The following is a 24,283-nucleotide window of genomic DNA, read 5'->3' as shown; positions in this document are numbered from 1 at the left end:
GCAATTTGGAAAAGCACGATTTCTAGAGAAAATCGTTAGCTTATAGAATGAAAAGGCATTGATACGTTCTTGGGCTACAAGCTCCACGGGTTAGGGGGCTGGCTGAGGACCGTACCGGCCCCGTACACGAGCCAGACTTGTCCGGTGCCGGAATGCGGACATGTAAGCCAAGCGAATCGGCCGAGGCAAACGACATTCCGGTGCGAGAGGTGCGGGTATGAGGGCCATGCCGACACAGTGGGAGCGATGAACATATTAAGGGCTGGACTGGCCCGGATCGCCTGTTCTCCGGTGTAGCGCCGGGGAGTTGGTTGTTCGACTGATCCAAGGGGTGCAACTAGGCCCCTAGTGGCAGGAAGGAATCCTCCGCCTTCAGGCGGGGGAGGAGGTCAAGAGTTAAGCAAGTTACCTATTCGATTCTTTCAATCCCACTGTAAACGTTAAATCTTTTTTTGCGTAAAAAACCAACAAGGGTAATAGAGAATTTTTGGGCAACGACAAGGGCAAGACTGCTTGGAGCGGATACGGAACAAAAAAATCTGAGCCCTGCCATGTAGGCTTTCTGAAGAAGCTCATAACTGGCTCTGCCGCTAACCATCACGATGTGTTTATCCAATGGAATCAGCCCTTCGCGCAAAGCGCATCCAACGATCTTATCCATAGCGTTGTGTCTTCCAACATCCTCTTTAATATTGATTAGATTGCCTTTTAAATCGAATATGGCTGCAGCATGTAATCCACCAGTGGTTTTGAAGAGATTTTGTTTTGTTTGGAACTCTTGGGGCAGTTTGTAGATGACCTCCAAAGGTATTTTCCAGTTAAAAGGAAAACGGCTGTTTTCCTTTTTTTTTGTAACCAATAGATCCACTGTAGCTCGACCACAAACTCCACAGGCACTCGAGGTCATGAAGTGCCTTTCAAATGATCCCATTGCTGGCAGCCGGGATTGATTAAGAATAACCAAAAGACTATTGTATCTCTGTTCTTCTTCTTTTCGCAGGCAATAGGAAATCGAGTGCACCTCATCCAAACTAGAAATTACTCCTTCACAAAACAGAAAGCCTAGGGTTAAATCAAAGTCAGCTCCCGGAGTTCTCATCGTAACGGCTAGGACTTTTTCTTCCTCTCCAGCCTTAAGACGGATCTCTAATGGCTCTTCAGTAGCTAGGTAATCTGCCCTATTTTTTTTTGTTTCTTCAGTAAACTCCCAGATGCGGATTGGAACTTTAGAACCTGGTCTCTGCGTCATCTTTATTTCCTGCTTATCTCTATGGCTTTTTTGTACAAAACTCTTTGTTTGAGATAAAAGATAATATTCAAATAACCCTTAAGCATTAGCTTTTTTAAAAAGAAAACCACTTAAAGATAAAGTCGAAGAAGATTATGAAGATGAAAAACAATCATGTAGGGGTTTTAAGAAGAAAGAAGCGAGGATTGAAAAATTGACAATGATTTATGAGTTACTTAAAAGTAACTATGCGTTTAATATATTTTACAGTTCTTTCGTTTTTAGGCTTGTTTCTGGTATCTCCCCTTCGGAGCGAGGAGGGTGTTAAGCCGGCTAATCGATCAGCGGTCATAACTGTTGCTGCGGCAGCGGATTTAAGATTTGTTTTGCCTAAAATTGTCGAGATATTTCAGCAGAAAAATCCGGATATTCGGGTCGAAATCATCTATGGGGCTTCAGGCAAGTTTTACGAGCAAGTTATTCGAGGAGCTCCTTTTGATCTCTTCTTTTCTGCAGACAGAGAATATCCTTCGTTGCTTGCTTCAAAGGGATATTCTGTTGGCGAACCATTTGAATATGCTGAAGGTAAATTGGTTGTTTGGATGCATAAAGATCAGTTTAAAAAAGAGGAACAAGCTAATTGGAAAGATTTATTATTAAACCGCAAAGTCTTGAAAATTGCTATTGCAAATCCTGAAAGAGCACCTTATGGGAAAGCCGCTAAGGCTGCTCTTATTAAAGCGGGATTGTGGGATAGATTAAAAGAAAAAATGGTCATGGGAGAAAATGTCATACAAGCTTTTCAGTTTGCTGAAGCAAAAAATGCTCAAATCGCTTTTGTACCTCTTTCATTGGCTTTGTCGCCAAAAGCTAAAACTGAAGGAGTATTTGTAGAAGTTCCCCATCAGTTTTATCCAAGAATTTTACAGTATGGTTTAATTATCAAGCGGACTGCCGATTTTTCGATAGCAGAAAGATTTAAAGATTTCCTTTTTGCTGAAAATAGCCGGAGAATCCTTAAAGAATATGGTCTTTTGCCATAAAAGGATATTAAAGATGGATTGGGCGGCCCTTTTTCTTAGCTTTAAACTATCGTTTTGGACAACCGTTTTGTTGTATCTTATATCTTTTCCCATCGCCTATTGGCTTTCCTTTGGAAAAAAAAGCCATTGGCAAATGATTGTGGATACCCTGGTAAGTCTTCCCTTGGTGTTGCCGCCAACTGTTTTAGGTTTCTATTTGCTTATTCTTCTTGGAAATTCTGGTCCTCTCGGAAATATCTATACAAAAGTTTTTGGAAAATCTCTTGTTTTTTCTTTCGAAGGGTTGCTTGTTGCTTCTATTATTTATAGTTTGCCTTTTATGGTACAGAATTTAGTCGGTTCTTTTAGCCTTGTGGATAGCAAACTTATTGAAGCTTCTTTATGTTGCGGTGAAAACAAGTTGGCTACGTTTTTAAAAGTTATCTTGCCTCTTTCCGTTCAAGGTATTCTGAGAGGAACAGTCTTAAGTTTTGCCCATACTCTAGGAGAATTTGGCATTGTCCTTATGGTAGGAGGAGATTTACCAGGCAAAACAAGGACTCTTTCCATTGCCCTCTATGACCAAGTTGAAGGGCTTGACTATGAAAGTGCGAACAAAACGGCACTTGTGCTTCTCTTCTTTTCTTTTCTTGTTCTTTTTATTGTATATTCGACTGCAGACAGCAGATGGACCAACAAAACAAAGTCTTTTATTTAGAAATAGAAAAAAATATTTCTCCTTCCCTCCAGCTACAGGCGCAGTTAACTATTCCTCTTTGCCCATCTTCTTTGACGGCATTCTATGGCCCTTCAGGAAGTGGAAAAACCACACTCCTTCGTTGCATATCTGGTCTAGATTTCCCTGATCAGGGGATAATCTCCATGGGCGAAGAAATATGGGTAGATACGAAAAAAAAACTCAACCTTCCCCCTTATCGACGCAATATTGGGTATGTGGTCCAGGAGGACGCACTCTTTCCTCATCTGAGGGTAGAGAAAAATGTCGGTTATGGTCTAAAAAAGAAAGAAGGATTGAGCCGGGCAGATATAAAACTGAAAATTAGCCAAGCCCTTAAAAAAACGGGTATAGAACAGCTGGCTTCAAGGTGGCCATCATCGCTTTCAGGGGGTGAAAAAAGGAGGGTCGCTCTGGCTAGAGCTATAGCTAGGCAACCGAGCTTGCTTTTGCTAGATGAACCTTTAAATGGGCTGGATTTTAAGGCTAAAGAACAAATAAGGGGACTTATAGAAGAGATCGCTTATCAAAGTGGGTGTTTGACGATCATGATTAGTCATGATAAGGCTGAAATCATTCAGATGGCTCGATATGTGGGTATAATAAGTTCGGGTAAACTGCTTCAATTTGGCGAAACAAGACAAGTTTTTTCTGAACCTGCAACGATAGAAGTAGCATCTATTATTGGTATAGAAAATATCATCCCTGGAGAAATTGTTTATTTAGAGCAAGGCAAAGTGGTGGTAGAAACGCCAATCGGTCAGCTAGAAGCGGTATTAAAAGAGAGAAAAGATGTTTTTTTTAGGGGAAGAAAGATATTTTGTCTCTTTCGCGCTGAAGATGTTTCTATACTTAAAAATGATGGACTTGCCGATCGCGATATCCCAAAAGGTTCTTTCAGTGTGAGAAATCGTTATACGGGTAGGGTGAAGAAAATAAAAATGACAGAAGGCTTAGCTCACCTTTCCATTGACTGCGGGATTATGCTTAATGCCCTTATAAGCCAGAGCTCTCTCATCGAAATGAAAATTAGGGATGGAGACAGTGTTTCTGCATTGGTCAAAACAGGAGCTATCCATTTGATTGAAAGGGATTTTTAAGTTTTTAAAGTCAATCTATAAAAATACCGAGGGGAATAAGCCGGATTCTGTAGTCCAGGATACTGGACTTGCCGCCATCTGTCTATCCCTGTACTTTAAAGGGATCCGCTTTTGGCAAAGCGGTGCGGCCTACCTGGGAGTTCTCATCATGCTTTGATGAGATGGGTAAGGCAACCCATGTCCCTGCTTGGCCTTGCTCTGCGATGGGTTTTTCCTGCCATGAATGTTACCATTCATGCGGTGGGCTCTTACCCCGCCTTTTCACCCTTGCTTAACGATAACTGTTAAGCGGTATGTTTTCTGTGACACTCTCCGTCTTGGAAGGCTTTTGCTCATCCAAGCCCACTGTTTCCAGTGGATCGCTGCCTTATAGAGTCCGGACTTTCCTCTCGACTTATAGAGCCTAAAAGTCGAGTGGCGGCATACCCCTCGGGATATATTATTATATTTTATTTTGCCATTTTTGTAAATGAAACCCTTTGATCAAAATTTTCGGGGCTTTATCAACTCTATTCATTGAGCAGTGCTTAGTCTATTAAAACATGGTATCCCTTTTCTCCATAAAAGATTACCTGCAGGTCTAATCATTCAAATAGCCATTAAACTTGGAGAACAAGAAGCAAGCCGTGTTATGGTTGTGATTCAAGCGAGCATGGTTGAGAAAACCGAACTGATAGATAGCAAGTTTAGAAAAGAACGATTAGGGGATAAGCCCATAAGAAATGAGGGCTGCTTTTGTTTTTTCGTAACTTTCATGCCTAATGGCTTCGATGCCAAGACTTCTGGCTACATCTACGAACATGGGTCTATCTTCGATATAAAGGACTGAACTGGGTGGAGATTGAGCGACATCAAGAGCCAATTGAAAAATATCCACATCTGGTTTTCTTAAATGGACGAACGAGGAGACGATAAAGTAATCAATAAAGCTATTCAGATTGAAAGTTTGAATCCTGTGAATTTGCAGCTCCCTGCCTTCGTTGCTTAATACCGCAATCCTTAAGTTATATTTTTTTTTCAATGCTTTGATGAGTTCTATCATTTCAGGGAAAGGGCGGGAAAGACTGAACATAAATTGCCTAAAGTCATCCATAGTAAAAGGCCGACTTTGATAAAATACCGTTCTTCTTAAATATTCATGCAGAGTAAGCTTTCCTTGTTCATAGGTATCAAAGGTTAAGTGATGCCTATCGTCAAATTCTATGGGATCCAATCCGAACAGTTCAGCCGCTTTTTTTCTTCCTTGTGTATCCCATCCATTGGTAAGCAGAACACCTCCGACATCCAAAAAAAGGGTGTTTATTCGAGGATCAGACATAGCCAAATATAACTTCGACCTATTAAAGGTAAAATCCAGTATAAAGGTTGTGGTTTAGTTTATGGGTAGAGTTTGTTTTTGGATTCGAATTGGACGTTCAAAAAATAAAAAGGCAACAAAACAGATGATTGAGCTGAGCAAAAGACTTAATCTTACACCCGCAAATTGAGCAACTGTTCCCATTAGAAGATTGCCAAAGCCAAAAAAACCCTGAAAAAAGAAAGAACTTAGGCCAAAAACCATTCCTCTTGACTCCCCAGCAATTCTTTCCTGGAGAATCATGGTTGTTGCCGCTATAAAAAGGGAAAGACCAAAGCCTAATAACGTAATAAGAAAAAGAGAAATATAAAAGGGAGGGAAAAAGGAGAAAAGAAAAAGGCAAAGGCAGAAAATAATAATGGAGATTTGCCTAAGTTTTAAGGAGCTAAAGAGGTTGGGATAAAAAGTTATAATCAATGTGGCGATAATAGCTCCTAGGCCGCTTGCACTGTAGAATAAGGACAACCCTTGGGAGCCCTTATTGTAGATGTGTGAAGAAACATAGGGAAGAAGAACAGAGTAGGACCAACCAAAAAGAGTAACAATGCCCAGAAGTAGGGCTGGATAAGAAATAAGAGGATTTGCAATGAGTGAGAAAAAACTTTTTTTTAAGTTTGATTTGGAAATGGTTTTTTCCTTCTTTTGATTTTTAGACGAAGCGATGATGAAAGAAAGAATGGATACTCCATAAGAGAGACTGTTTATAAAAAAACAGATCGAGGAGCCATAAAGAGGAATAAGAAAGGCTGCGGCTGCTGGACCAATCAATTTTGCCAAGTTGAAAAGAAGTCCATTTATGGCGATGGCTCTTTTTAACTCTGTATCGGGTAAAAAAGAAAGAAACAGAGCCTGCCTTGAGGGAAGTTCCATATTGCTGAAAATACCCATCCCAAAGGAGAGAATAAGGACTTCATAGAAATTGACTACCTTTAAAGTACTCAATAAACCCAGTAAAAAGGAAAGAAGAAAATTAGCAAATTGGCTTATTACCAGGATTTTAAGCCTGGAGAATTTGTCGGCTGTTATACCTGAAAGAAAAGAAAATAAAAAAGAAGGAATAGTGGAGGAAAAACCAACCAAACCGAGGCCCAAGGGTGAACGAGTAAGCTGGAAAGCGAGCCAACTTAAACCCACTAAATGTATCCAACTTCCAATAAAAGAAACAGATTGTCCCCAAAAAGCGATTTTAAAAGATTGGCAATTAAATAAATCTGTTCGAAAAAAAAGCTTCATTTTATGTTAAAAATTATATAAGTGATAATGCTAATAAAAACACTCAAGTGAATAAGGCGAATAATAACGGCAAGACAGATTACTTTTTAATCTGTCAACAAAAATTATTACATTTGTTATTGACTTAGATCACAAGAGTGGTAAATGGAAGGCACCATAGAATAAATAAAGGAGGAAGCGATGACAGTTAAATTAAAAAAGCCTAAAAGATATTCCGTGGCAAAGAAAGCCACCTTTTTAGCGGCTTTTGGCTTATTAGGTTCTTTACCCGTTACAAAAGCGAATGATGAGCTCGTTAAACTTGAGAAAGATCCAGCTCAATGGGTCATGCAAAACAAAAATTATGCAAATACCCGTTTTAGTGAGCTGACCCAGATAAATACGAAAAATGTGTCCCGATTGCGTCTTGCTTGGAGCTTTTCAACAGGGGCCTTGCGTGGACATGAAGGTGGACCGCTGGTCGTTGGATCGACGATGTACGTTCATTCAGCCTATCCCAACCATGTTTATGCCCTTGATTTGACTCAAAAGCCCTATGCAATTAAGTGGCAATATACTCCTGTTCAGAATAGCCAAGCAGTAGCAGTGGCTTGTTGCGACGTAGTCAACAGGGGACTGGCTTATGCCAATGGCAAGCTCTTTTTGGCTACCCTTGATGGACAGATAATTGCTCTTGATGCAAATACAGGAAAAGAACTTTGGAAAACCAAGCATGCGGACGTGACTAAAGGGGAAACGATTACGGGTGCACCCTTGGTTGTCAAAGATAAGGTACTTGTTGGAGTATCTGGTGGGGAATTTGGAGTCAGAGGAAGAGTGGGCGCCTATGATATCAATACGGGCAATAGAGTTTGGCTGGCTTATAGCCAGGGACCAGATGAGGAAGTTTTGATCGATTCCGATTTCAATAAGGAATTTCCCCAACATGGTGGACCCGGCGATGGAACGAAAACTTGGCCTGGGGAGCAGTGGAAGCTTGGAGGAGGAACAACTTGGGGATGGTATAGCTATGATCCTGCTCTTGATCTCTTCTATTATGGAACAGGTAACCCAGGTACTTGGAATGCCGAGCAGAGAAAGGGGGGAGACAATAAATGGTCCTGTTCTATTATAGCCAGACGGCCCGATACGGGTAAAGCACGTTGGGCATACCAGATGACTCCATGGGATTCCTGGGATTATGATGGAATCAACGAAATGATTCTTCCAGATTTAACGGTAAAGGGAAAGAAAACCCCTTGTCTTGTTCATTTCGATCGTAACGGCTTTGGTTACGTATTGGATAGAAGAACGGGTCAATTAATTGAAGCTCAGCCTTTTGTCTATGAAAATTGGGCAAAAGAAATTAGCAAGGAAAATGATAGACCCGTTGAGATCCCTGAAAAAAGGACGAAACAGGGTGTTGATACCAAAGGTATTTGTCCTAATTCCATGGGTGGCAAAGACCAACAACCTGCTGCTTTTAATCCACAGACAGGATTATTTTATGTTCCGACCAACAATATGTGTATGAACTATGAAGGGGTAGAAGCGACCTACACAGCAGGAGCCCCTTACGTTGGCGCCAACGTGCTTATGTATTCAGGGCATGAAGGCAAAGACGATTATTATGGTGCATTCATTTGCTACGATGCTCTTAAGGGGAAGAGAGTATGGGAAATCCATGAACATTTTCCTGTTTGGAGTGGTCCAGTGGTTACGGCTGGTGGACTCGCCTTTTATGGAACGATGGATGGATGGTTTAAAGCAGTGGATATAAAGACAGGAAAAGTGCTCTGGCAGCAAAAACTTGGTTCAGGAATTATTGGCAACCCCATTACATTCTTGGGACCTGATAAGAAACAGTACGTAGCTGTTTACTCTGGAGTCGGTGGGTGGTTTGGTATTGCTGTAGCCCAGAACTTACCTCCTGACGATCCCTACGCCGGTCTAGGAGCCGTGGGTGTTGCTTATCAAGCTGGACTTCCAAAGGCTACGACCATTGGTGGCGAACTCTACGTCTTTTCGTTGGAATAAAGCTACGATTATTGATTGAACCTCTAGCCGCTACTCTGAAAATATAATAGGGTAGCGGCTAAAAGGTTGGTTTTCAAAAAATCATCAACATATAAATGGGGGAGAGAATCTCTAAAAATGGGTTACATTAAAAAGAGATCTTGAGGTAAAAGGTCTTAAAGGTCTTTTTAAAAAAATCTATAGGGTTCTGTTATTCTCTAGCAAAACTACGGTTTTAAAAAATAGAGGCTAACGTTTTCCAAAAGAAAGACACGATGATTAGATTTTGTGAAATATCATTTAGAAAGAGCTTAAGAACAATTTTATCTTGTCTCTTTTTAATGGCTTTTATAGGGCAGCGTGCAAGTGCAGAAGACATCTGTTCTTGTGCTGATCCAGGGAACCTTCCTTTTTCAAACCAAAAATTGGAAGGTTTTGAAAATAAAATTGCCCAGCTTGTGGCCGATACTCTCAAGCTGCCTTTGTCTTACTATTGGTTTGCTCATCAAAGAGGGTTAGTAAGAAACACATTAAAATTGGGTAAATGTAACGTGATCATTGGAGTACCTTCCAATTGGGGTCAGGTTCTTACGACTAAACCTTATTATAGGACTTCTTACGTCATGGTTTATAAAAAAGACCGGGGGTTATCCATTCAATCACTTAATGATCCTGTTTTAAAAACCCTCAAAATTGGGGTCCTCATCAACAGTCCTCCTCACCAGCTCCTTGCAGAAAGAGGTATTATTGAGAATGTCGTGGGTTATTCACCTTTCTTTGATCCCATATTTCATCCGGAAGAATCTCCGGGAAAAGTTGTAGAGGATGTCATGAACGCTAAGATTGACGTCGGTTTGGTATGGGGACCTGTGGCGGGCTTTTATATTAAAAAAAGAAACTTTCCATTGGTTATGATCCCCTTAACAAGTGATAATCCAAGATTTCCCGTGACTTTTGATATCTCCATGGGTGTAAGGAAAGGAGACCAAGAGCTTAAAAAGAAACTTGATCAGGTCATCGATCTGAAACATGTTGAAATTCAACATATTCTTGAAGAGTATGGCGTGCCAGTATTGCAAAAGACTGTTTCTGTTGGGAAAGAGATCAAAACAACTCAAGTAAGTGATGGCTCTCTTCCTCTAAAGAATGATTAACCTATAACTCTTTGTATAATAACATGAAAAAAATAGCTGTTAGCTGTTTAATTTTGTCTTTATCAGTTGGTGTACTATTTGCTCAACAAAAGAATCCCTATTCCCCTTCCGATAAACAGGTGGTTTCGCAAGGTAAAGAGCTTTATTTTAAGATGGGTTGTAATGGATGTCATGGAGCTGGAGGAGGAGGGGGAATGTGTCCTTCATTTATTGATGACACATGGGTTTTTGGAAGCGATGATCAGACTCTTTTTAAACTTATTAAAGGTCAAATCCCCCAACAGACCATGCCTCGAATGTTTGGGGGTGTGCTTACGGATGACGAAATATGGAAAGTCATCACTTTTGTTAGGTACTGTAAAGTTGCTGCGGCTGAGCAAGGTGGGGGTGCTGCCGGACAGCTCAATATTGATAAAAAATCCTGTGCCATAGTTGAAGCTGATCCTCATTGGTTAAAAGCTGTTCTACCTCGGCTGAGTGGTTATCAAAGACAATATGTTCTCGTTTTCGATGGTTCTTCGAAAAATTTCTCATCAGCCGAAGATAGCAAACTGTCAGGGTTAACCGTAGCCGTGCTTGACAATAGTGCAGCTAAAGAAATCGCTACTTCTCTGAAAGCAAAAGCTAAAGCCTATCCTGATAAGGAAAGAGAATTAGGTAAACCCCTAGAAGATCTTTTAGCAGGAAAAGTTGATGCGGCGATTCTTTGGACTCCTCTTGCAGCGTTTTATGCTATGGAACTCGATTCAGCTCGTAAGCTTAAAATGCTTCCTTTTAGCAAATCTTATACCTCGCCTAAGGGATTTGAAGGGCAAGAGCAGAGCTCTATGGTATATGTCACTAAATGTGCGGATGCTTTGCTTAATGTACTCAAAGTCTATGGTGTAGCGCCTCAATAAGGCAAGCATGCAAAGAGCAACTGAAGCTTGTCTGCTCCTTATTTGATTATTGGGCCATATTTTTGCTTTGGCGTTTAGTCCTTTGGATCGAAGTATGTTTAACGAAGAGATGGAATATAAGGATTTTGGTTAAGATTGAATGAAGCCTTATCTGTGTGTTTGGAATGAGCTTGAAAGGAAACGATTGTACACCGATAACAGATTGGGCTGAGCTTGTATTATTTATTGCTTATCTTCCTAGATACTATTGCTTTGTCACAGAGGATGAATACTATTTTTAATATGACAGAAAACAATCTTTCAGAAGAAAAGTGTGTTGCTTGCCGCGGTGATGCCCCAAAAGTAAGTTCCCAAGAAAAAGTGGAATTAATTAAGCAGATCCCACAGTGGCGGATTGTCGAAAAAAATGGAGTGGAAATGTTGGAGAGAGCTTACGAATTTCCTGATTTTGCTTCAGCTTTAATCTTTACAGAGAGAGTAGGGAGACTTGCGGAACAAGAAAAGCATCATCCATCTCTTTTAACAGAATGGGGTAAAGTTACGGTTTGGTGGTGGACACACAAAATTCATGGATTGCATCGCAATGACTTTATAATGGCAGCAAAAACAGATAGCTTGTATCAACCTATTTTAAAAGATTACGTTGAATCTTAAGATTTTTTGATCTTTTGAATTCAATGCAATCATAAAAAAAGGGGAAGGATTCCTTCCCCTTTTTTTATTTGTTTTGCGTTTTAGTCTTTATCCAACCCATGACGGTCGGGGAAAGTTAATTCGGAAATCGCTGACTTATCGAGTTGGCCAAAACCCTTTTTCACAAGCCTTTGATATTGGTTATAGGTAGCTTGAGCAAGAGGAAGATTTAATCCCACATCTTTTGCCAAATTAAGGGCTATACCACTATCTTTCAAGGCATGTTCAGCAGAGAAAAAGCATGTATGTTCCCTATTTTGCATATCTTCTCCGTCAGTTTGCAATACCCTTGAATTTGCTCCAGTTTGTGAGAAAACCTCTCTTATCATATTTAAATCAAGGTTCAGGGCCTTTGCTAGCCCGAGTCCTTCTGCCAATGCTGCAGTATTAATGTTCATGACCATATTGACAAGAGCTTTGACCCTGGCTGCTGATCCTAGCGGCCCGCAATATCTCATGGAAGAGGACATATCTTTGAGAATGGGTTCAACTTCTTTAATAACCTCTTGTTTGCCTCCTAGCATAAAATAAAGAGTACCATTTCTGGCTTGTGGAATACTTGAAGCCATACAGGCTTCTATAGCTTCAGCTCCAACTTCTTCACATAGTTTGCCCACTTCAATGTGGGTTTGAGGCGAAATCGTGGCTGTATTGATGAATATCCTGCCCTTTGCGTTGATCAAAAGACTGTCACCATTTTTTGCAAATATTTTGTGCATTGCTGCATCATCGGAAACTACGGTGAAAATCACATCCGCAAGCTCAGTTACTCTTGCAAGCTTTTTAGAGGCTTCAGCTCCTATTTCTTTAGCTAGTTCTTCAGCAGCTTTTTCATAAACGTCATAAACAACAGTTACCGGATATTTTAAATCATGAAGACGACGTGCCATATTTGCACCCATTCTTCCCACACCTACAAATCCGATTCTCTTACTCATATCTTTGCTCCTTTTTTTTATTCCTATTAAAAATAAATATTAGCTTTTAGTACCACGAATTACTATTTTTCTCTGTTAAAAAAGTTTTTCGAATAGAAGTCAAGAGTATTCCTATCCTTTAGCCTTAACAACTGTTGTAGCAGCTTTAGCTGATCGCAATCTTACTTTTGACCATTCTCTTAACCTTGTTCCAACTTGTAATCTTGGGAGAATATAAAAAGGACCTATCCTTTAACGAACAGTTGATTTTCTTTAAGATTATAGATGAAGGCCAATTCCTTCTACGAGAAGAGCCACTTCCCCAATCATCTCAGATAAAGTAGGATGAGGATGAATGGCCAGATGCAGTTCTTGGGCTGTGCTTTCCAGTGTTTTTGCAAGTACAAATTCTCCAATAAGTTCACTGGCATCCTGACCAAGAATGTGCGCTCCCAGGATTTCCTCATCGCGACTGCTCACGATCAGTTTAACGAAACCTTCTGTTTCTCCAGCAGCAACGGCTTTTCCATTTGCATTATAAGGATACTTAGCGGTCTTATATGGAATGTTTTCTTTTTTTGCTTCTTCTTCGGTCATACCCACAGTAGCCACTTGAGGCTGGCAATAAACGCAACTGGGGACAAAATGAGGTCTAGTCGATTGCTTGCCTAAAAACATGCAATCAACAGCTTCCCATCCTTCCCTGAAAGCTGCATGTGCAAGTAAGGGGGGCCCGATAACATCTCCCGCTGCATAGATGCCTTCAATAGATGTCTGATATTTATTGTCTACAGAAATGAATCCATTTTCGGTTTTAAGCTCTAAACCAGGCTCTAGGATTTCAGAAGGTTGTGCAGCAACTCCAATGGCTAAAAGCATGGCATCAGATTCGATCGAGTCGTTTACAGCTCCCTTAAGTCTTACATGGAGTTTATCTTTGATGACCCAGCACTTCTCCACCAGGGTAGAGTTGAATATCGTTATTCCTTTTTTTGTTAAACTCTTATGCAGGGCCTGAGAAATTTCAATATCTGTTCCAGGAAGGATATGAGAAGTCATTTCGACCACAACGACTTCTGATCCCAAGCATCTATAAAAATAAGCAAATTCTATCCCTATAGCACCTCCTCCAACAATAACGATTTTTTTGGGTAGTCTTGTAGATTCTAATGCTTCTCTGCTCGTAAAAATTATTTTGCCGTCAACCTTGATTGAAGGAATAGTTTTGGGCTTGCAACCTGTGCAGATCAGTATAAAAGGGCTATGGAGTTCTTCGGTTTTTTCAGCAGGGTAAAATACCCTTATTTTTTTTTCTTTATTAATTTTTGCTCTAGCTTTGATCCATCTGATTCCCCTGGACTTAAATAGATATTCCACTCCTGAAGACATGCGAGTTGCTGATTGCCTGCTCCTTGCAATAACTTTGGCATAATCAAATTTTAATCCCGAAATTTCTAGTCCAAAAGAGTCTGCTCTACGACATGATTCTAAAAGTTCTGCTGTCTTAAGCAATGCTTTGGTCGGAATACATCCCCAATTAGAACATACTCCCCCTAGTTTATCTTCTTCAATCACGGCCACTTTTTTTCCTATTTGGGCGGCTCGTAAAGCAGCAACATATCCAGCGGGACCCCCACCAATGACAATTAGGTCCAAGTCGTTATTCATAGAACAGTTTTTTTTATACTAACATGGAAAGAGGATTTTCCATGAGTTGTTTAAATTCTTTTAAAAATTTTGCTCCAGTTGCTCCATCAACTACCCTATGGTCACAGGAGGCACTCACTCGCATGACTTCACCAATAACAATATTATTTTGTCCATCGACAATGGGTTTTTTAATAATTGCTCCAATAGCCAGAATCATGACTTGAGGTGGATCAATAATGGCATAGAAATTTTCTATCCCATACATTCCTAAATTAGAAACAGTAATGGTCCCACCCGTATATTCTTCTGGAGTCAACTTTCTTTCCTGGGCTTTTTGAATCAGTTCCTTAGCTTCTTTAGAAAGCATCATGAGTGATTTATTTTGGCCGTCCTTTATAACCGGAGTAATAAGACCATCTTCAATAGCCACAGCAAAAGCGATATTAATAGAGTTATAGCGCAATATGGAGTCTCCATTCCATGAAGCATTCACAGAAGGAACTCTTTTTAGGGCTTCTATGGTGGCTTTTAGAATAAAGTCATTATAGGTAAATTTCCACGATGGTTCTTGCTGAGAGTAGTACTGATTGAGTTCATTTCTAAAATGAGAAAGAGCTGTAACTGAAACTTCAGTTTCCAAATAAAAATGAGGAATAGTGGTTTTACTTTCTAAAAGCCGCTTTGCAATTTTTTCCCTCATCAAAGATAGAGGCAGTTTTATGGCCCCTGTAAGAGGTTGAAGAGATGGACCGGTGAGTTTCGGGATGGTGGTAGAGAGTTGTTTCTTTTGTTCCAGCCTTTCTAAAACATCCCTTTTTACAATCCGGCCTCCAGGACCTGTCCCTTGAATTTCAGAAAGTTCAATCTGTTCTTCCTTTGCGATTTTTCTAGCCAGGGGAGAAGATCTGATTCTTTGGGGTTTTTCTTCTCCCAAGTTTTGTTTGATCTCTGCTGAAGATTTTGTAAAGGGTTGTGTTTCGGGTATTTCTTTTTCTTCCTTTATCTGTCCAGAGACTGCAGCAGCAGTTTGCTCTGTCTCTTCGGATTCAGCTTCAATTAAAGCTATAGGGGTATTCACAGGAGCTCGACCACCTTCAGGAAGCAAGATCTGTTTTAAAATACCTGATTCGAAGGCCTCTAGATCCATAATCGCCTTGTCCGTTTCTACTTCGGCAATCACTTCTCCTTCATGTATGGCTTCTCCCTCTTTTTTTAACCACCTCACGATCTGTCCCTCAGACATGGATGGACTTAACAAAGGCATTGTAATTTGTTTCATTGAAAGACTGATAGTTTATAAAATTTTTTTTAAAATATCATCATTTATTTTTATAAAAAATAAAAATAAATTAATCTCATTAAAAGCAAAAGAAATGGGCAAAGTAATTAAATCTTGTATCTTCACATAAAACTAAGTCAATCATAAGTTGTTCTATTATAAAGCGCGATCAAATGTAAGCAATAGAGCAAGAATAAGAAAAGAAATAAGCTTGAAGCTTTTCTTTTTTCAAAAGATATTCTATTGCTTTCTAGTTTTCGGGTATAATAAAAATGTCAGGATATAATAAGAGGTATAAAGCTTTAGTGTCTTCGACTCAGTCGTTTTTTCATTTTAGTTCCTATCTATGGGTTTGTTTTTTTTTCTTTTCTTTTCTGTTCGTGGATAAAGGCCTAAGCCGAACGAAAAAAACCCTGGAATATCTGCAAAAAAGAGCAGAAGGAGTTCCTACTCCCCAAGATTGGTTTTTAGAAGCTTATGTTATAACCCGGGAAGCTGATAGCCTCTTTGTTTCAAAAAATTATTTAGAAGCGGAGAAAAAATATAAAATCGCTTATAACCTTCTTGGTTCCATAAAGAGTAATTATCCTGAATGGGAATCGGCTATTGTTCGCTATCGTACCAAGTACGTTAAGGAAAAATTGGATTCTGTAATGCGGATTAATGCTCAGAATAGTGATGTAAAAAAAAAGTATCTAGAGGAAGAGCTCCCCGAAAGCAATCCCCTCATCAATCCTCAACAACAGGTCAGTCTACAAGAGTTACAATCACTCAAAAACAAAATCGCAGAATTAACAGCTCAGTTGGAAAACATGAAAAAAGAAAAAGAAGCCCTGTTAGAGAATCTCCCTTACAATCAACCCAGATCCAAAATGGAACAGCCCAAGGCGGGCAAAAACTTCCAATTTCAAGGAATGACGACAAAAGAAATCTCCCTTCTGCCCAAGGTACAAGACCAGGCAAAAAACAGGCAAAATCTAACTAATCAATTGCAGAAAGCCCTTGCTGAAGCAAAAAGAACCGCTCAGCAACTTAAGGAAGAAAACGACCATTTGAAAAAAGAGCTTCAACAGCTGCATACTACATTCAAAAATCCCCAAGCTCCTTCTCCGAGGGGTTTGGAATCCAGACAGCTTGATATACTAGCACGAGAAAATGAGCTGCTTAAGAAAACAGTTTCTGAACTTGCTGAAAAACAAAAGAAGGTTCAGCAGGAAAATGAAGCCTTAAGTCAAGAATTGGCCAAAGCCAACAGGTTATTAGCTTTTTTAGCTGAAAAAGAGGATGGGGCCTTGGATAAAATGTCTCAAAAAGTTTCTACCCTTAGCCGAGACAGCATGCATGACACTTTTTCTTTTAAGCATGAGAAAATTTTTCCTCATCAGCAAACAGTGGCCATGCGAAAAGGTTCGGTTTTGCAAGAAATTCAGGAGTTGTTTGATCAAGGGGCTAAGCTCTACAGTGAGAAAAGATACGAAGAAGCTTATGAGATTTACAAAAGAATTTTGGCACTCGATCCTTCTAATGGTATTGGTTGGCTCAATTTGGGACTTGTTGCGATGGCAAAAGAAAGAAATTCTGAAGCTTCAGTTTATTTGAAAAGAGCTGTTGAGTATCTTCCCCATGATCCCATGGCTTATGCTCTTTTAGGTCAGATCTATTTCCAGAGTGGAGCTTATGCCGCTGCAACGGAGGTCGTAGAAAAAGCTGTTAAATTAGATCCCCAAAATGCCAAACTCAGAAAAGAGCTTGGGGAAATTTACAAGGCGAGGGGATTAGAACTGCTTGCTGCAAGAGAATTAAAAAAAGCTATAGAATTAAATCCTTATGATGGAATGGCGCATTTTGATCTAGCCTTGGTTTATGTGTCTTGTAAACCCCCTTTGTTGGCCCAAGCTAAAGAGCACTACAAAAATGCTCTTTCACTGGGTATACCTAAAGATGAGCGTCTAGAACAAAAAATGGGTTATTCTGATACTCAGAAATAATTTAAAATGTCTATTTTAGCCCAATACCTCATGGACAGCTTTAATCACCCGACGAGGATTAGGGAGAACCTCTTGTTCCAATGGTCCATTGTAGGGATTAGGAATATCTAAATTCGATACTCTATAAATAGGAGCATCGAGCTCATCAAAAAGAAGCCTTTGGACGTCATAAGCAATTTGAGCTCCCCAACCAGCAAATGGCTTTCCTTCCTCAACAATGACCAACCTATTTGTCTTTTTTAAGGAAGCAGCTAAGAGATCGAAATCGTAAGGTTTTATAGTGCGCAGATCGATAAGTTCAACAGAGATATTCTCCTTAGAAAGCTCTTCTGTTGCTTTCAGTACGACATGGGTTGAATATCCGCTAGAGACAACCGTTACATCTTTACCTTCCATGATAATATGGGCTTTGCCAATAGGAACTAGAAAGTCATTTTCTTCTGGGACCTCTCCATTAATGCCATAAAGCCTTTCTCCTTCAAAAAAACAGACCGGATTGTTGGAGCGAATGGCACTCTTCAATAGTCCTTTAGCATCAGCAGGAAATGCGGGATTGATGACCGTAAAAGTGGGGACATTGGCAATCCAGCTTTCCAAGGAATGGGAATGAGTTGCTCCAATTTGAGTTCCGCCGCCTGAAGGCCCTCTAAATACAATGGGTAAAGAAAATTGTCCACCGGACATAAACCGAATGGCTCCGGCATTGTTTATGATCTGGTCAAAAGCAACCAATGCAAAGCTCCAGTTCATGAATTCGACTATAGGTCTAAGTCCATACATAGCCGCTCCTACAGCTAGACCAACAAAACCCCCCTCAGATATAGGTGTGTCAATGATACGTCCGGATCCATATTTTTTTAGAAGTCCCTGGGAAACTTTAAACGCTCCTTCGTATTCTCCTACCTCTTCGCCAATGAGAAACACCGAGCTGTCCCGTTCAAGTTCTTCGTTTAATGCCTCGTTAAGAGCCTGTCTGTAAGTAAGGGTAGCCATTTTTCTCCTTCTAGTTAATTATAGTATCCATAAAAGGGTCTTTCTACGGGTTCAATCTGGTCTTCATTTGCAAAGCAAATTTCCCTAGCCAAAGAAAGGTCGGGTTCAGGACTAGATTCTGCAAATTGAACGGCTTCTTGAATAATTCTCTTTATTTCTTTATCTATGCGGGTAACGAGGTCAGCAGTCAGAATACCCTGCTCCTGGAGTTTCTGGCTGTATAAGAATAGGGGATCTCTTTTTTTGGCTTCCGCAATCTCTTCTTTGGTTCGATATGTGTCCGGATCTGACATCGAATGGCCTCTAAATCTATAGGTCCTGGCTTCAATTAAAACAGGGCAATTTTCATTTCGAGCAAGGTTGACCGCTTCAAGGACTTTAGCTCTCACTTCTTCCACATCCATCCCGTCAGTAACCATCCCTGCCATATCGTAGGCAGCTGATTTCTTGACTAAGGGAAGGCCTGCCGTTGATCTGTGAATTTCGGTACCCATAGCATATTCGTTGTTTTCGATGATAAAAACTACCGGCAGTTTCCATAAAGAAACAAGATTAAGAGTTTCATGAAATACCCCTTGATTGACAGCTCCATCACCCAGCAAACAAAGAGTTATGTTTTTTTCCTTGCGATATTTCTGAGCAAAAGCTATGCCCGCAGCAAGAGGACAATGAGCAGCCACGATCGCATGTCCTCCATAGAACCTTCTTTCTTTGTCAAAAAGATGCATGGACCCTCCCATTCCCTTAGATGTTCCCGTGGCTTTTCCATAAAGTTCAGCCATGCAGTTCTTAGGAGGTACCCCACGAGCTAAAGCTATGCCATGATCTCTATAAGAGGTGATAACCACATCTGTAGCTTTAAGCGAAGAACAGACGCCTACCGCCAAGGCCTCCTGACCAATATAAAGATGACAAAACCCTTTGATCTTTGCTTGCATAAATGATTGAGCAGATTTTTCTTCAAACCGACGAATCAAAACCATTTTTTTATAAAGGTCGAGTCGGATTTCAGGAGATAATTCAAACAATCCGCTCTTCGTTACTTCTTCATCAAGTAATGTCGCCGATGGGGATCTGTTTACTTCTACCATAGGAATTCCTTTTTAATTTTATTATACTATAAAAAATTTAAATAATAAATGTTTCTATAAGCCGAAAAGCAGTATCCATTCCACTTTTTTTTTATAAATTTTTATTAATGGAAGAAAAAAAACATATATCAAGAAAACAATCTCAAGCACTTTCTTTTGAACTTTCTCAGTACGAATGTCGAAACATTACCTCTATTTCGGCTCAAAGCCCTATATTTTTGAGTAAGTCAAAGGGAATCTATTTTTGGGATGTTGATGGCAACAAATATTTAGATCTAACTGCTGGCTTTGGGGTTGCCGCTTTAGGGCATCGACCTTCTAAAGTTTATCGTTCTGTTTTAAAACAGTTGAAGGAACTTTGGCATGTTTTAGGTGATGTTTATCCCTCAAAAGATAAAATTGAGCTCTGTCGGTTGCTTTCTAAGATCACTTATGAAAAATGGATAAATCAGAGGGGCAAAGTCATCCTTGGTTGTACAGGAAGTGATGCTGTAGAGGCGGCTTTAAAAACCGCTTTTTTTTATACGAAAAAGGAAAAGTTTGTTGCTTTCAAGGGGGCTTATCATGGACTTTCCCTTGGAACTTTAGGAGTGAACGGATTGCCCTATTTTTCCAAGCCCTATAATGGATTGTATTATGGCTGCGCAAATTTTGTTCCTTATCCAGATTGTTATCATTGTCCCCATAAACCCAAAGGATTAAATCATCAAGGTTGTGGCTGTGAACCCTTTTTTGAAGAAAAGTTAAAAAGTGCCATTGGAGATCGTTGTGCAGCTATTCTATTCGAACCTATTCAAGGAAGAGGAGGAATTATCGAGCCGCCAGATTGGTTTCTTCCCCTTTTAGCTAAAGTCGGCAGGCAAAATAATGTTTTGCTTATTGCTGATGAGATTTTTACAGGACTTTATCGTACAGCTAAAAGGTTTGGCTGCGATTGGTCTGGGGTTGTTCCAGACATTATTTGTCTAGGAAAGTCTATGGCGGGCGGATTCCCTATATCTGCTTGTATAGGGAAGGAGGACATCATGGATAGCTGGCCAGAAAATGGAGGAGAAGCTATTCATACGTCCACTTTTTTAGGGCATCCCTTAGGATGTCGCATGGCGATTGAACAGATAAAAGAGTTGGAAGAAAGAAACGAGGATCTCCACCTCAACGAAAAGGGAGAGTATTTTTTGGAGCTTCTTAAAAAACTAGCAAAACAGTGGGATTGCCTTAAAAACCCTCGAGGCAAAGGGTTGTTTTTAGGAGTTGATGTGGTAGATCAGATGGGTCGGCCCGCTACTGATCTGGCCTTAAAGATAACAACTCGCATGCTCGATGAAGGAATCCTCATCCTGACTGAAGGTCCAGATAGAAATGTTTTATCCTTTACGCCTCCTTTAACGATTAACTTTAAACAACTATCCTGGGTTGGGAAAACCCTGGAAAAGGTGATAAAGGGGATATTAAAAGAAGAATCATGAAATTGGATTTAATCTGTCTCTTTTTTGGGCTCCATCTCGAAATTATATTCAGTCTTGGTTGCCGAAAGAGGAGATAAAATCTGTTTTTCAAATTGATAATAATAGGCACTTTGTTTGATCAGTTCTAATTTTTCCAGGGAATCAACATCGAAAGAAAAAAAGAAAAAATAACTATTATTCGGCTGGATGCTCTTGCCCACTCTTAAATTCATGACTTCAGGTATCTTGAGAAGACGTAATCGGGTTTCAATCATTAAATTATCTATTTGTTCAGAAGAAGAAATTTTTTGAGAAGTCAATAGACACAGATGATGGATCATAGAGGAGATACTTTATCTTTCAGGATATAGAGAATAAAGTCAAAAAACTCTTTTTAAAAAGAGAAAAAAGTTGGCAAAGGCTTTTAACTTCTTTAACTTCATTAGGTGTAAAGGAAAATGGCTTATGATTGGAAATTTTCTTAGAAAAAGCGATTCGACTAAACCCCAGCCAGCAAAAGTTATCCCGCCTGAACCCTTAGGGTCTCCTCCTGCTGCTCCATCACTGGAAAATCCTCTTTCAGTAAAAGAAATAAAAGAAAAAGAAGAATATAGGCAGAAAGAGAAAGACAAAGAAGCCTTAGTTCAAAAACCAGCTTTGATATCCGAACAAAAAAAAGATTTTAATGAAGAACAGACTAAAGAGAAAGATCGGCAACAGAACATTGTTGCTTTAGAGTCGAAACTTTTTGGATCGTTAGCTTTTCAAAACCAATTAATTTTAAATGGGTGTTTTGAAGGAGAAATCTTTTCAAAGGAAGGTACGCTTATTATTGGACAAAAAGCAATTGTCAAAGCGAACATTGAAGTGGGAAATATACTCGTTTTTGGACATTTTTCTGGTAATATTAATGCTACCCATTTAACTGAACTTAAAGCGGGATCGGAAGTTTTAGGGGATGTCAAGACAAGAAAACTTAAAGTTGAAGAAGGAGCAATGCTTATTGGAAAATGTGAATGTATTGCTCAATCATAAAAGTCTTTGTTTGAATTTCAGAATTTTTATTTAAAACAATTCAGCTGGGTGGGGTTATTTCAATAAACCGAGCTAGAATGTATCTGCGGTTATAAGCTTTTTGTTTAAGGCAGTTTCGAGAAGCTTTAGAGGGGATTTCTCTGGATGCTTAAGTGCATCGACTTTGATATGAAAAGTCTGCTCTAAAAGAAATTGTCCTTTATCTACCGCATGAAGGACCTGATCAGTAAAAACTATCCATGTACTGCCTGCGGGGAATTCAAAAGCAACTTGAGGAGAGTTTTTTTGGTACTGCAGATCAAGTTTCCCTTTATCATGCAACTCAAGCATATAATGGTCGTATAAACTTCTATATCCTTTGGTAATTCCAAAAAGATAAAGGAAAAAACGCTTTCCAGGAGTAGGAGGCGACAGCTGGGGAAGAAGGTGTTTAAGATAATTTTGGAAGGGTTCACCTATCCTCCAATTTCTTGGCTTACCATGGGGATTTATATTGGAAAATACCCTTAAAATTCTTTCACCTCCAGTGGGGCTTGAAGGGAAAGCATCGACATGCAACCTTGTATCATCTTTTCGAGCAGATGTCGCACGGCCTGATATTTCTACAGGTCGAAAACTTGTTCGAGCAATCTTTAAAGAAGAGCCGTAAAAGGGAAAAAGGAGATGGAGAAAATTTCTTGTTTTATCCGCATACCTTTTCAACAGGCCACTGAGTAATTTTAGATCTTCATGTTTTCCTTCTACACCTTTAAGGGTAGAGCTCCTTGGGTCAAAGCTGATATTCTTTGCTCCACTTACCCATGCAGGGTCGAGAAACTTCTTTTCTTCATCAAGCAGAGGAAAGTTGAGCTTGGGAAAAAAAAGGACAGACCCATTTTCCAGTCCTTCAATCGCTTTTTCCTGTATCTCTTTTGTAAACTCTAAATCCCAATTTTCGGTATCAAATTGAATGATAGGCGACTCTTCCATCGAGGGTTCCATAAATGTAAAGCTAAAAATTATCTTTTTTTCTTTAGAATGGGTAGCCCCGTACGCTCGCTTTCGGTAACCATATAACCATTAGGCAAGGCATCAAGAGCTCCATCTCCAATTTGAGTAGAAAAATAGTAAAGGGTTACCTTATGTCCATTTCTAAGAACCTGTTCTCTGGAATGAAGATAATAGGTTTTACCTGACTTTTTGCTAACAACTTGATAGGCCATAAAAACACCTTTTCTTTGAGTTCTGTTTTGGGGTTAAATCAGACCTTTTTCTTTTAAAATAGTATAAGTCCCTTTTTTCATCAAGGTTTTTAAAGCCCTTGCAGAAAGTCTTAAATTAACCTTTTTAGCTAATTCAGGAATGAAAAGCTTTTTATTCCTTATGTTAGGAAGAAACAGCCGGGGAGTATTTCCCGTTGTATGTAAACCAATTCCTCCCTTTTTTTTGGCTTTACCTTTTCTTATTATTTTTCTCCCTCGAGCAGGTCGTACATTGAGGATAGGACAAATTTTAGACATAACTTCTCCTTATTTCATTAGCAACACGTTTCTGGCTTTTTTAATTTCTTTACTCAACCGCCGATGGAGTTTTGCGGGCAAACCCGTTATTCTCCGGGGTAGAATTCTTCCATTTTCTGTAACGAATCTTTTTAGAAGTTCAACGTTGCGAAAATCGATAGCTTCTGCATCAATATCCACCCTTTTTTTAACTGTCCGAGGTGGAGTTAAAAGCCTTTTTTTCCTCTTTTTTTCTTTTAAATTACTACTGTTTCTTCCCATAAACTCACCTTTTTACATTGCTTTATTCGCCTTTTTCCTTTTTTTCCTCCTCTTCTTCTCCCTGTTCTTCTTCTAGGAGTTCTTCACTATCAGCAAATTGTGGAACCGACTCCCATCTTTTCCGCAGCTGGTACATCTTTTCTTTCTCTAATTGCCGTTGACAATCCACAGTGAAGCGAGCATAAGGAATGGCCTGAAGTCGGATAATGGGGATTGGTTTGCCACACATTTGACAGATACCATAAGAGTTGTCTTCTATTCTTTTCAAACTGTCATCAATTTCAATAAGGGAGTCATTTTCCTGGGAAAGTAAACTCAAGGCAAAATCTCTATCATAAACGTCAGTTCCCGCATCCGCTTGGTGGACTCCAAAACCTGTAGATTCACCTCCTTCAGGTCTAGACTTCAAGACATCAGAAGAAACCCCTTCCATCTGATATATGATTTGTTCACGTAAGTCCAAAAGTCTCTCCTTCTGCAACCTTAGAAATTCTTGTCTCTCTTCTTCAGACAAATCCATAATTGTAAGATTCGGATCAGCCATGTTAATCTTTTCTAGAGAATTACTCATAGACTTGTCGTTTTCTTTTGGTTTGTCTAAGTTTGTCGTAGAATTTGTATTTAAAACAGATTCCTTTTTTACCTCTGTTTCTTTCTTCTCGACTGTTCCTTTTGTCTTTTTCTTTTTAATACTCATGTTCTTATAGT

Annotated in this window: 25 protein-coding genes and 1 other RNA gene; 11 read left to right on the top strand and 15 right to left on the bottom strand. The window is 39.6% G+C overall.

All coding sequences use genetic code 11. The features are described 5' to 3' along the window. Nucleotides 1-69 precede the first annotated feature (69 nt). The gene (locus IT6_RS10580; protein WP_206827168.1) at nt 70-297 is read left to right on the top strand and encodes a zinc ribbon domain-containing protein; all 228 of its coding nucleotides are present in this window, start codon (nt 70-72) and stop codon (nt 295-297) included. A gap of 112 nt (nt 298-409) precedes the next feature. Here IT6_RS10580 and fdhD read toward each other — a convergent pair whose 3' ends face one another. Further along, nucleotides 410-1,249, bottom strand: coding sequence for a formate dehydrogenase accessory sulfurtransferase FdhD (fdhD, locus tag IT6_RS01720; protein WP_206827166.1), 840 nt, complete (start codon nt 1,247-1,249; stop codon nt 410-412). Between the two features lie 206 nt (nt 1,250-1,455). Here fdhD and modA point away from each other — a divergent pair, with 206 nt between their 5' ends. Genes modA through IT6_RS01705 form a run of 3 tightly spaced genes read left to right on the top strand, consistent with a single transcriptional unit; the run spans nt 1,456 to nt 4,086 of the window. Further along, nucleotides 1,456-2,271 carry a molybdate ABC transporter substrate-binding protein gene (gene modA / locus IT6_RS01715; RefSeq protein WP_134440136.1) on the top strand — a complete coding sequence of 272 codons (816 nt, stop codon included), beginning with the start codon at nt 1,456-1,458 and terminating at the stop codon, nt 2,269-2,271. A gap of 13 nt (nt 2,272-2,284) precedes the next feature. Beyond that, nucleotides 2,285-2,968, top strand: coding sequence for a molybdate ABC transporter permease subunit (gene modB, locus IT6_RS01710; RefSeq protein WP_242524283.1), 684 nt, complete (start codon nt 2,285-2,287; stop codon nt 2,966-2,968). After that, complete coding sequence (locus IT6_RS01705) at nt 2,938-4,086, top strand: ABC transporter ATP-binding protein (RefSeq protein WP_134440134.1); 1,149 nt, start codon at nt 2,938-2,940, stop codon at nt 4,084-4,086. The genes modB and IT6_RS01705 overlap by 31 nt, the downstream gene beginning before the upstream one ends. A 21-nt stretch (nt 4,087-4,107) precedes the next feature. Here the strand turns inward: IT6_RS01705 and rnpB are convergent. The 3 genes from rnpB to IT6_RS01690 form a co-directional block, all read right to left on the bottom strand. Further along, an RNA gene (gene rnpB, locus IT6_RS01700) (RNase P RNA component class A) lies at nt 4,108-4,520 on the bottom strand. A 266-nt stretch (nt 4,521-4,786) separates the two neighbouring features. Continuing rightward, the gene (locus tag IT6_RS01695) at nt 4,787-5,404 is read right to left on the bottom strand and encodes an HAD family hydrolase (protein ID WP_134440133.1); all 618 of its coding nucleotides are present in this window, start codon (nt 5,402-5,404) and stop codon (nt 4,787-4,789) included. Between the two features lie 54 nt (nt 5,405-5,458). Further along, nucleotides 5,459-6,676 carry an MFS transporter gene (locus IT6_RS01690; RefSeq protein ID WP_134440132.1) on the bottom strand — a complete coding sequence of 406 codons (1,218 nt, stop codon included), beginning with the start codon at nt 6,674-6,676 and terminating at the stop codon, nt 5,459-5,461. Between the two features lie 180 nt (nt 6,677-6,856). Between IT6_RS01690 and IT6_RS01685 the strand changes: the two genes are divergently transcribed. The 4 genes from IT6_RS01685 (at nt 6,857) to IT6_RS01670 (ending at nt 11,378) form a co-directional block, all read left to right on the top strand. Further along, nucleotides 6,857-8,692 carry a methanol/ethanol family PQQ-dependent dehydrogenase gene (locus tag IT6_RS01685; protein ID WP_134440131.1) on the top strand — a complete coding sequence of 612 codons (1,836 nt, stop codon included), beginning with the start codon at nt 6,857-6,859 and terminating at the stop codon, nt 8,690-8,692. A gap of 254 nt (nt 8,693-8,946) precedes the next feature. Beyond that, nucleotides 8,947-9,825 (top strand): substrate-binding domain-containing protein, encoded by an 879-nt coding sequence (locus IT6_RS01680; protein WP_206827156.1) that lies wholly within the window; start codon nt 8,947-8,949, stop codon nt 9,823-9,825. 23 nt (nt 9,826-9,848) lie between these two features. After that, a complete protein-coding gene (locus IT6_RS01675) occupies nt 9,849-10,724 on the top strand; it encodes a c-type cytochrome (RefSeq protein ID WP_206827154.1) in 876 nt (291 codons plus the stop codon). A gap of 264 nt (nt 10,725-10,988) precedes the next feature. Then, complete coding sequence (locus IT6_RS01670) at nt 10,989-11,378, top strand: 4a-hydroxytetrahydrobiopterin dehydratase (RefSeq protein ID WP_242524282.1); 390 nt, start codon at nt 10,989-10,991, stop codon at nt 11,376-11,378. Nucleotides 11,379-11,458: 80 nt separating this feature from the next. Here IT6_RS01670 and IT6_RS01665 read toward each other — a convergent pair whose 3' ends face one another. The 3 genes from IT6_RS01665 to IT6_RS01655 all read right to left on the bottom strand — a co-directional run bounded on the left by IT6_RS01665 (nt 11,459) and on the right by IT6_RS01655 (nt 15,263). Further along, the gene (locus IT6_RS01665) at nt 11,459-12,355 is read right to left on the bottom strand and encodes an NAD(P)-dependent oxidoreductase (protein ID WP_134440128.1); all 897 of its coding nucleotides are present in this window, start codon (nt 12,353-12,355) and stop codon (nt 11,459-11,461) included. A gap of 258 nt (nt 12,356-12,613) precedes the next feature. Further along, nucleotides 12,614-14,002, bottom strand: a complete 1,389-nt coding sequence (gene lpdA, locus IT6_RS01660; RefSeq protein ID WP_134440127.1) for a dihydrolipoyl dehydrogenase — start codon at nt 14,000-14,002, stop codon at nt 12,614-12,616. 13 nt (nt 14,003-14,015) lie between these two features. Beyond that, a complete protein-coding gene (locus IT6_RS01655) occupies nt 14,016-15,263 on the bottom strand; it encodes a pyruvate dehydrogenase complex dihydrolipoamide acetyltransferase (protein WP_134440126.1) in 1,248 nt (415 codons plus the stop codon). Nucleotides 15,264-15,568: 305 nt separating this feature from the next. On the opposite strand from IT6_RS01655, the gene IT6_RS01650 reads away from it, so the two are divergent. Continuing rightward, on the top strand, nt 15,569-17,251 hold the full coding sequence (locus IT6_RS01650; protein ID WP_242524281.1) for a tetratricopeptide repeat protein: 1,683 nt from the start codon (nt 15,569-15,571) through the stop codon (nt 17,249-17,251). A 15-nt stretch (nt 17,252-17,266) separates the two neighbouring features. On the opposite strand, the gene IT6_RS01645 is transcribed toward IT6_RS01650, so the two are convergent. After that, nucleotides 17,267-18,244 carry an alpha-ketoacid dehydrogenase subunit beta gene (locus tag IT6_RS01645; RefSeq protein ID WP_134440124.1) on the bottom strand — a complete coding sequence of 326 codons (978 nt, stop codon included), beginning with the start codon at nt 18,242-18,244 and terminating at the stop codon, nt 17,267-17,269. Nucleotides 18,245-18,258: 14 nt separating this feature from the next. Further along, nucleotides 18,259-19,335: a pyruvate dehydrogenase (acetyl-transferring) E1 component subunit alpha gene (pdhA, locus tag IT6_RS01640; protein ID WP_134440123.1), complete on the bottom strand. Its 1,077-nt coding sequence runs from the start codon at nt 19,333-19,335 to the stop codon at nt 18,259-18,261. Between the two features lie 107 nt (nt 19,336-19,442). Here pdhA and IT6_RS01635 point away from each other — a divergent pair, with 107 nt between their 5' ends. Then, nucleotides 19,443-20,801, top strand: coding sequence for an aspartate aminotransferase family protein (locus IT6_RS01635; RefSeq protein ID WP_134440122.1), 1,359 nt, complete (start codon nt 19,443-19,445; stop codon nt 20,799-20,801). Nucleotides 20,802-20,809: 8 nt separating this feature from the next. Here the strand turns inward: IT6_RS01635 and IT6_RS01630 are convergent, their stop codons facing one another. Continuing rightward, nucleotides 20,810-21,121: a hypothetical protein gene (locus IT6_RS01630; RefSeq protein WP_134440121.1), complete on the bottom strand. Its 312-nt coding sequence runs from the start codon at nt 21,119-21,121 to the stop codon at nt 20,810-20,812. Between the two features lie 124 nt (nt 21,122-21,245). Here IT6_RS01630 and IT6_RS01625 point away from each other — a divergent pair, with 124 nt between their 5' ends. Next, nucleotides 21,246-21,815, top strand: coding sequence for a bactofilin family protein (locus tag IT6_RS01625; RefSeq protein ID WP_206827150.1), 570 nt, complete (start codon nt 21,246-21,248; stop codon nt 21,813-21,815). 72 nt (nt 21,816-21,887) lie between these two features. On the opposite strand, the gene IT6_RS01620 is transcribed toward IT6_RS01625, so the two are convergent. From IT6_RS01620 to IT6_RS01600, 5 genes are read right to left on the bottom strand one after another with little or no spacing between them, the layout of a single operon-like run. After that, entirely contained in the window at nt 21,888-22,784 is an 897-nt protein-coding gene (locus IT6_RS01620; protein WP_242524280.1) for a Kdo hydroxylase family protein, read from the bottom strand. Nucleotides 22,785-22,813: 29 nt separating this feature from the next. Further along, on the bottom strand, nt 22,814-23,017 hold the full coding sequence (locus IT6_RS01615) for a hypothetical protein (protein WP_134440118.1): 204 nt from the start codon (nt 23,015-23,017) through the stop codon (nt 22,814-22,816). Nucleotides 23,018-23,050: 33 nt separating this feature from the next. Next, entirely contained in the window at nt 23,051-23,314 is a 264-nt protein-coding gene (gene rpmB / locus IT6_RS01610) for a 50S ribosomal protein L28 (RefSeq protein ID WP_134440117.1), read from the bottom strand. Between the two features lie 9 nt (nt 23,315-23,323). Further along, nucleotides 23,324-23,575: a 30S ribosomal protein S18 gene (rpsR, locus tag IT6_RS01605; protein WP_242524279.1), complete on the bottom strand. Its 252-nt coding sequence runs from the start codon at nt 23,573-23,575 to the stop codon at nt 23,324-23,326. Nucleotides 23,576-23,597: 22 nt separating this feature from the next. Then, nucleotides 23,598-24,272 carry a TraR/DksA family transcriptional regulator gene (locus tag IT6_RS01600; RefSeq protein ID WP_206827146.1) on the bottom strand — a complete coding sequence of 225 codons (675 nt, stop codon included), beginning with the start codon at nt 24,270-24,272 and terminating at the stop codon, nt 23,598-23,600. Between the last annotated feature and the right edge of the window lie 11 nt (nt 24,273-24,283).

Origin of the sequence: Methylacidiphilum caldifontis (assembly GCF_017310505.1) — a bacterium.
GTDB lineage: Bacteria > Verrucomicrobiota > Verrucomicrobiia > Methylacidiphilales > Methylacidiphilaceae > Methylacidiphilum > Methylacidiphilum caldifontis.
This window is presented reverse-complemented; position numbering and strand designations above follow the sequence as displayed.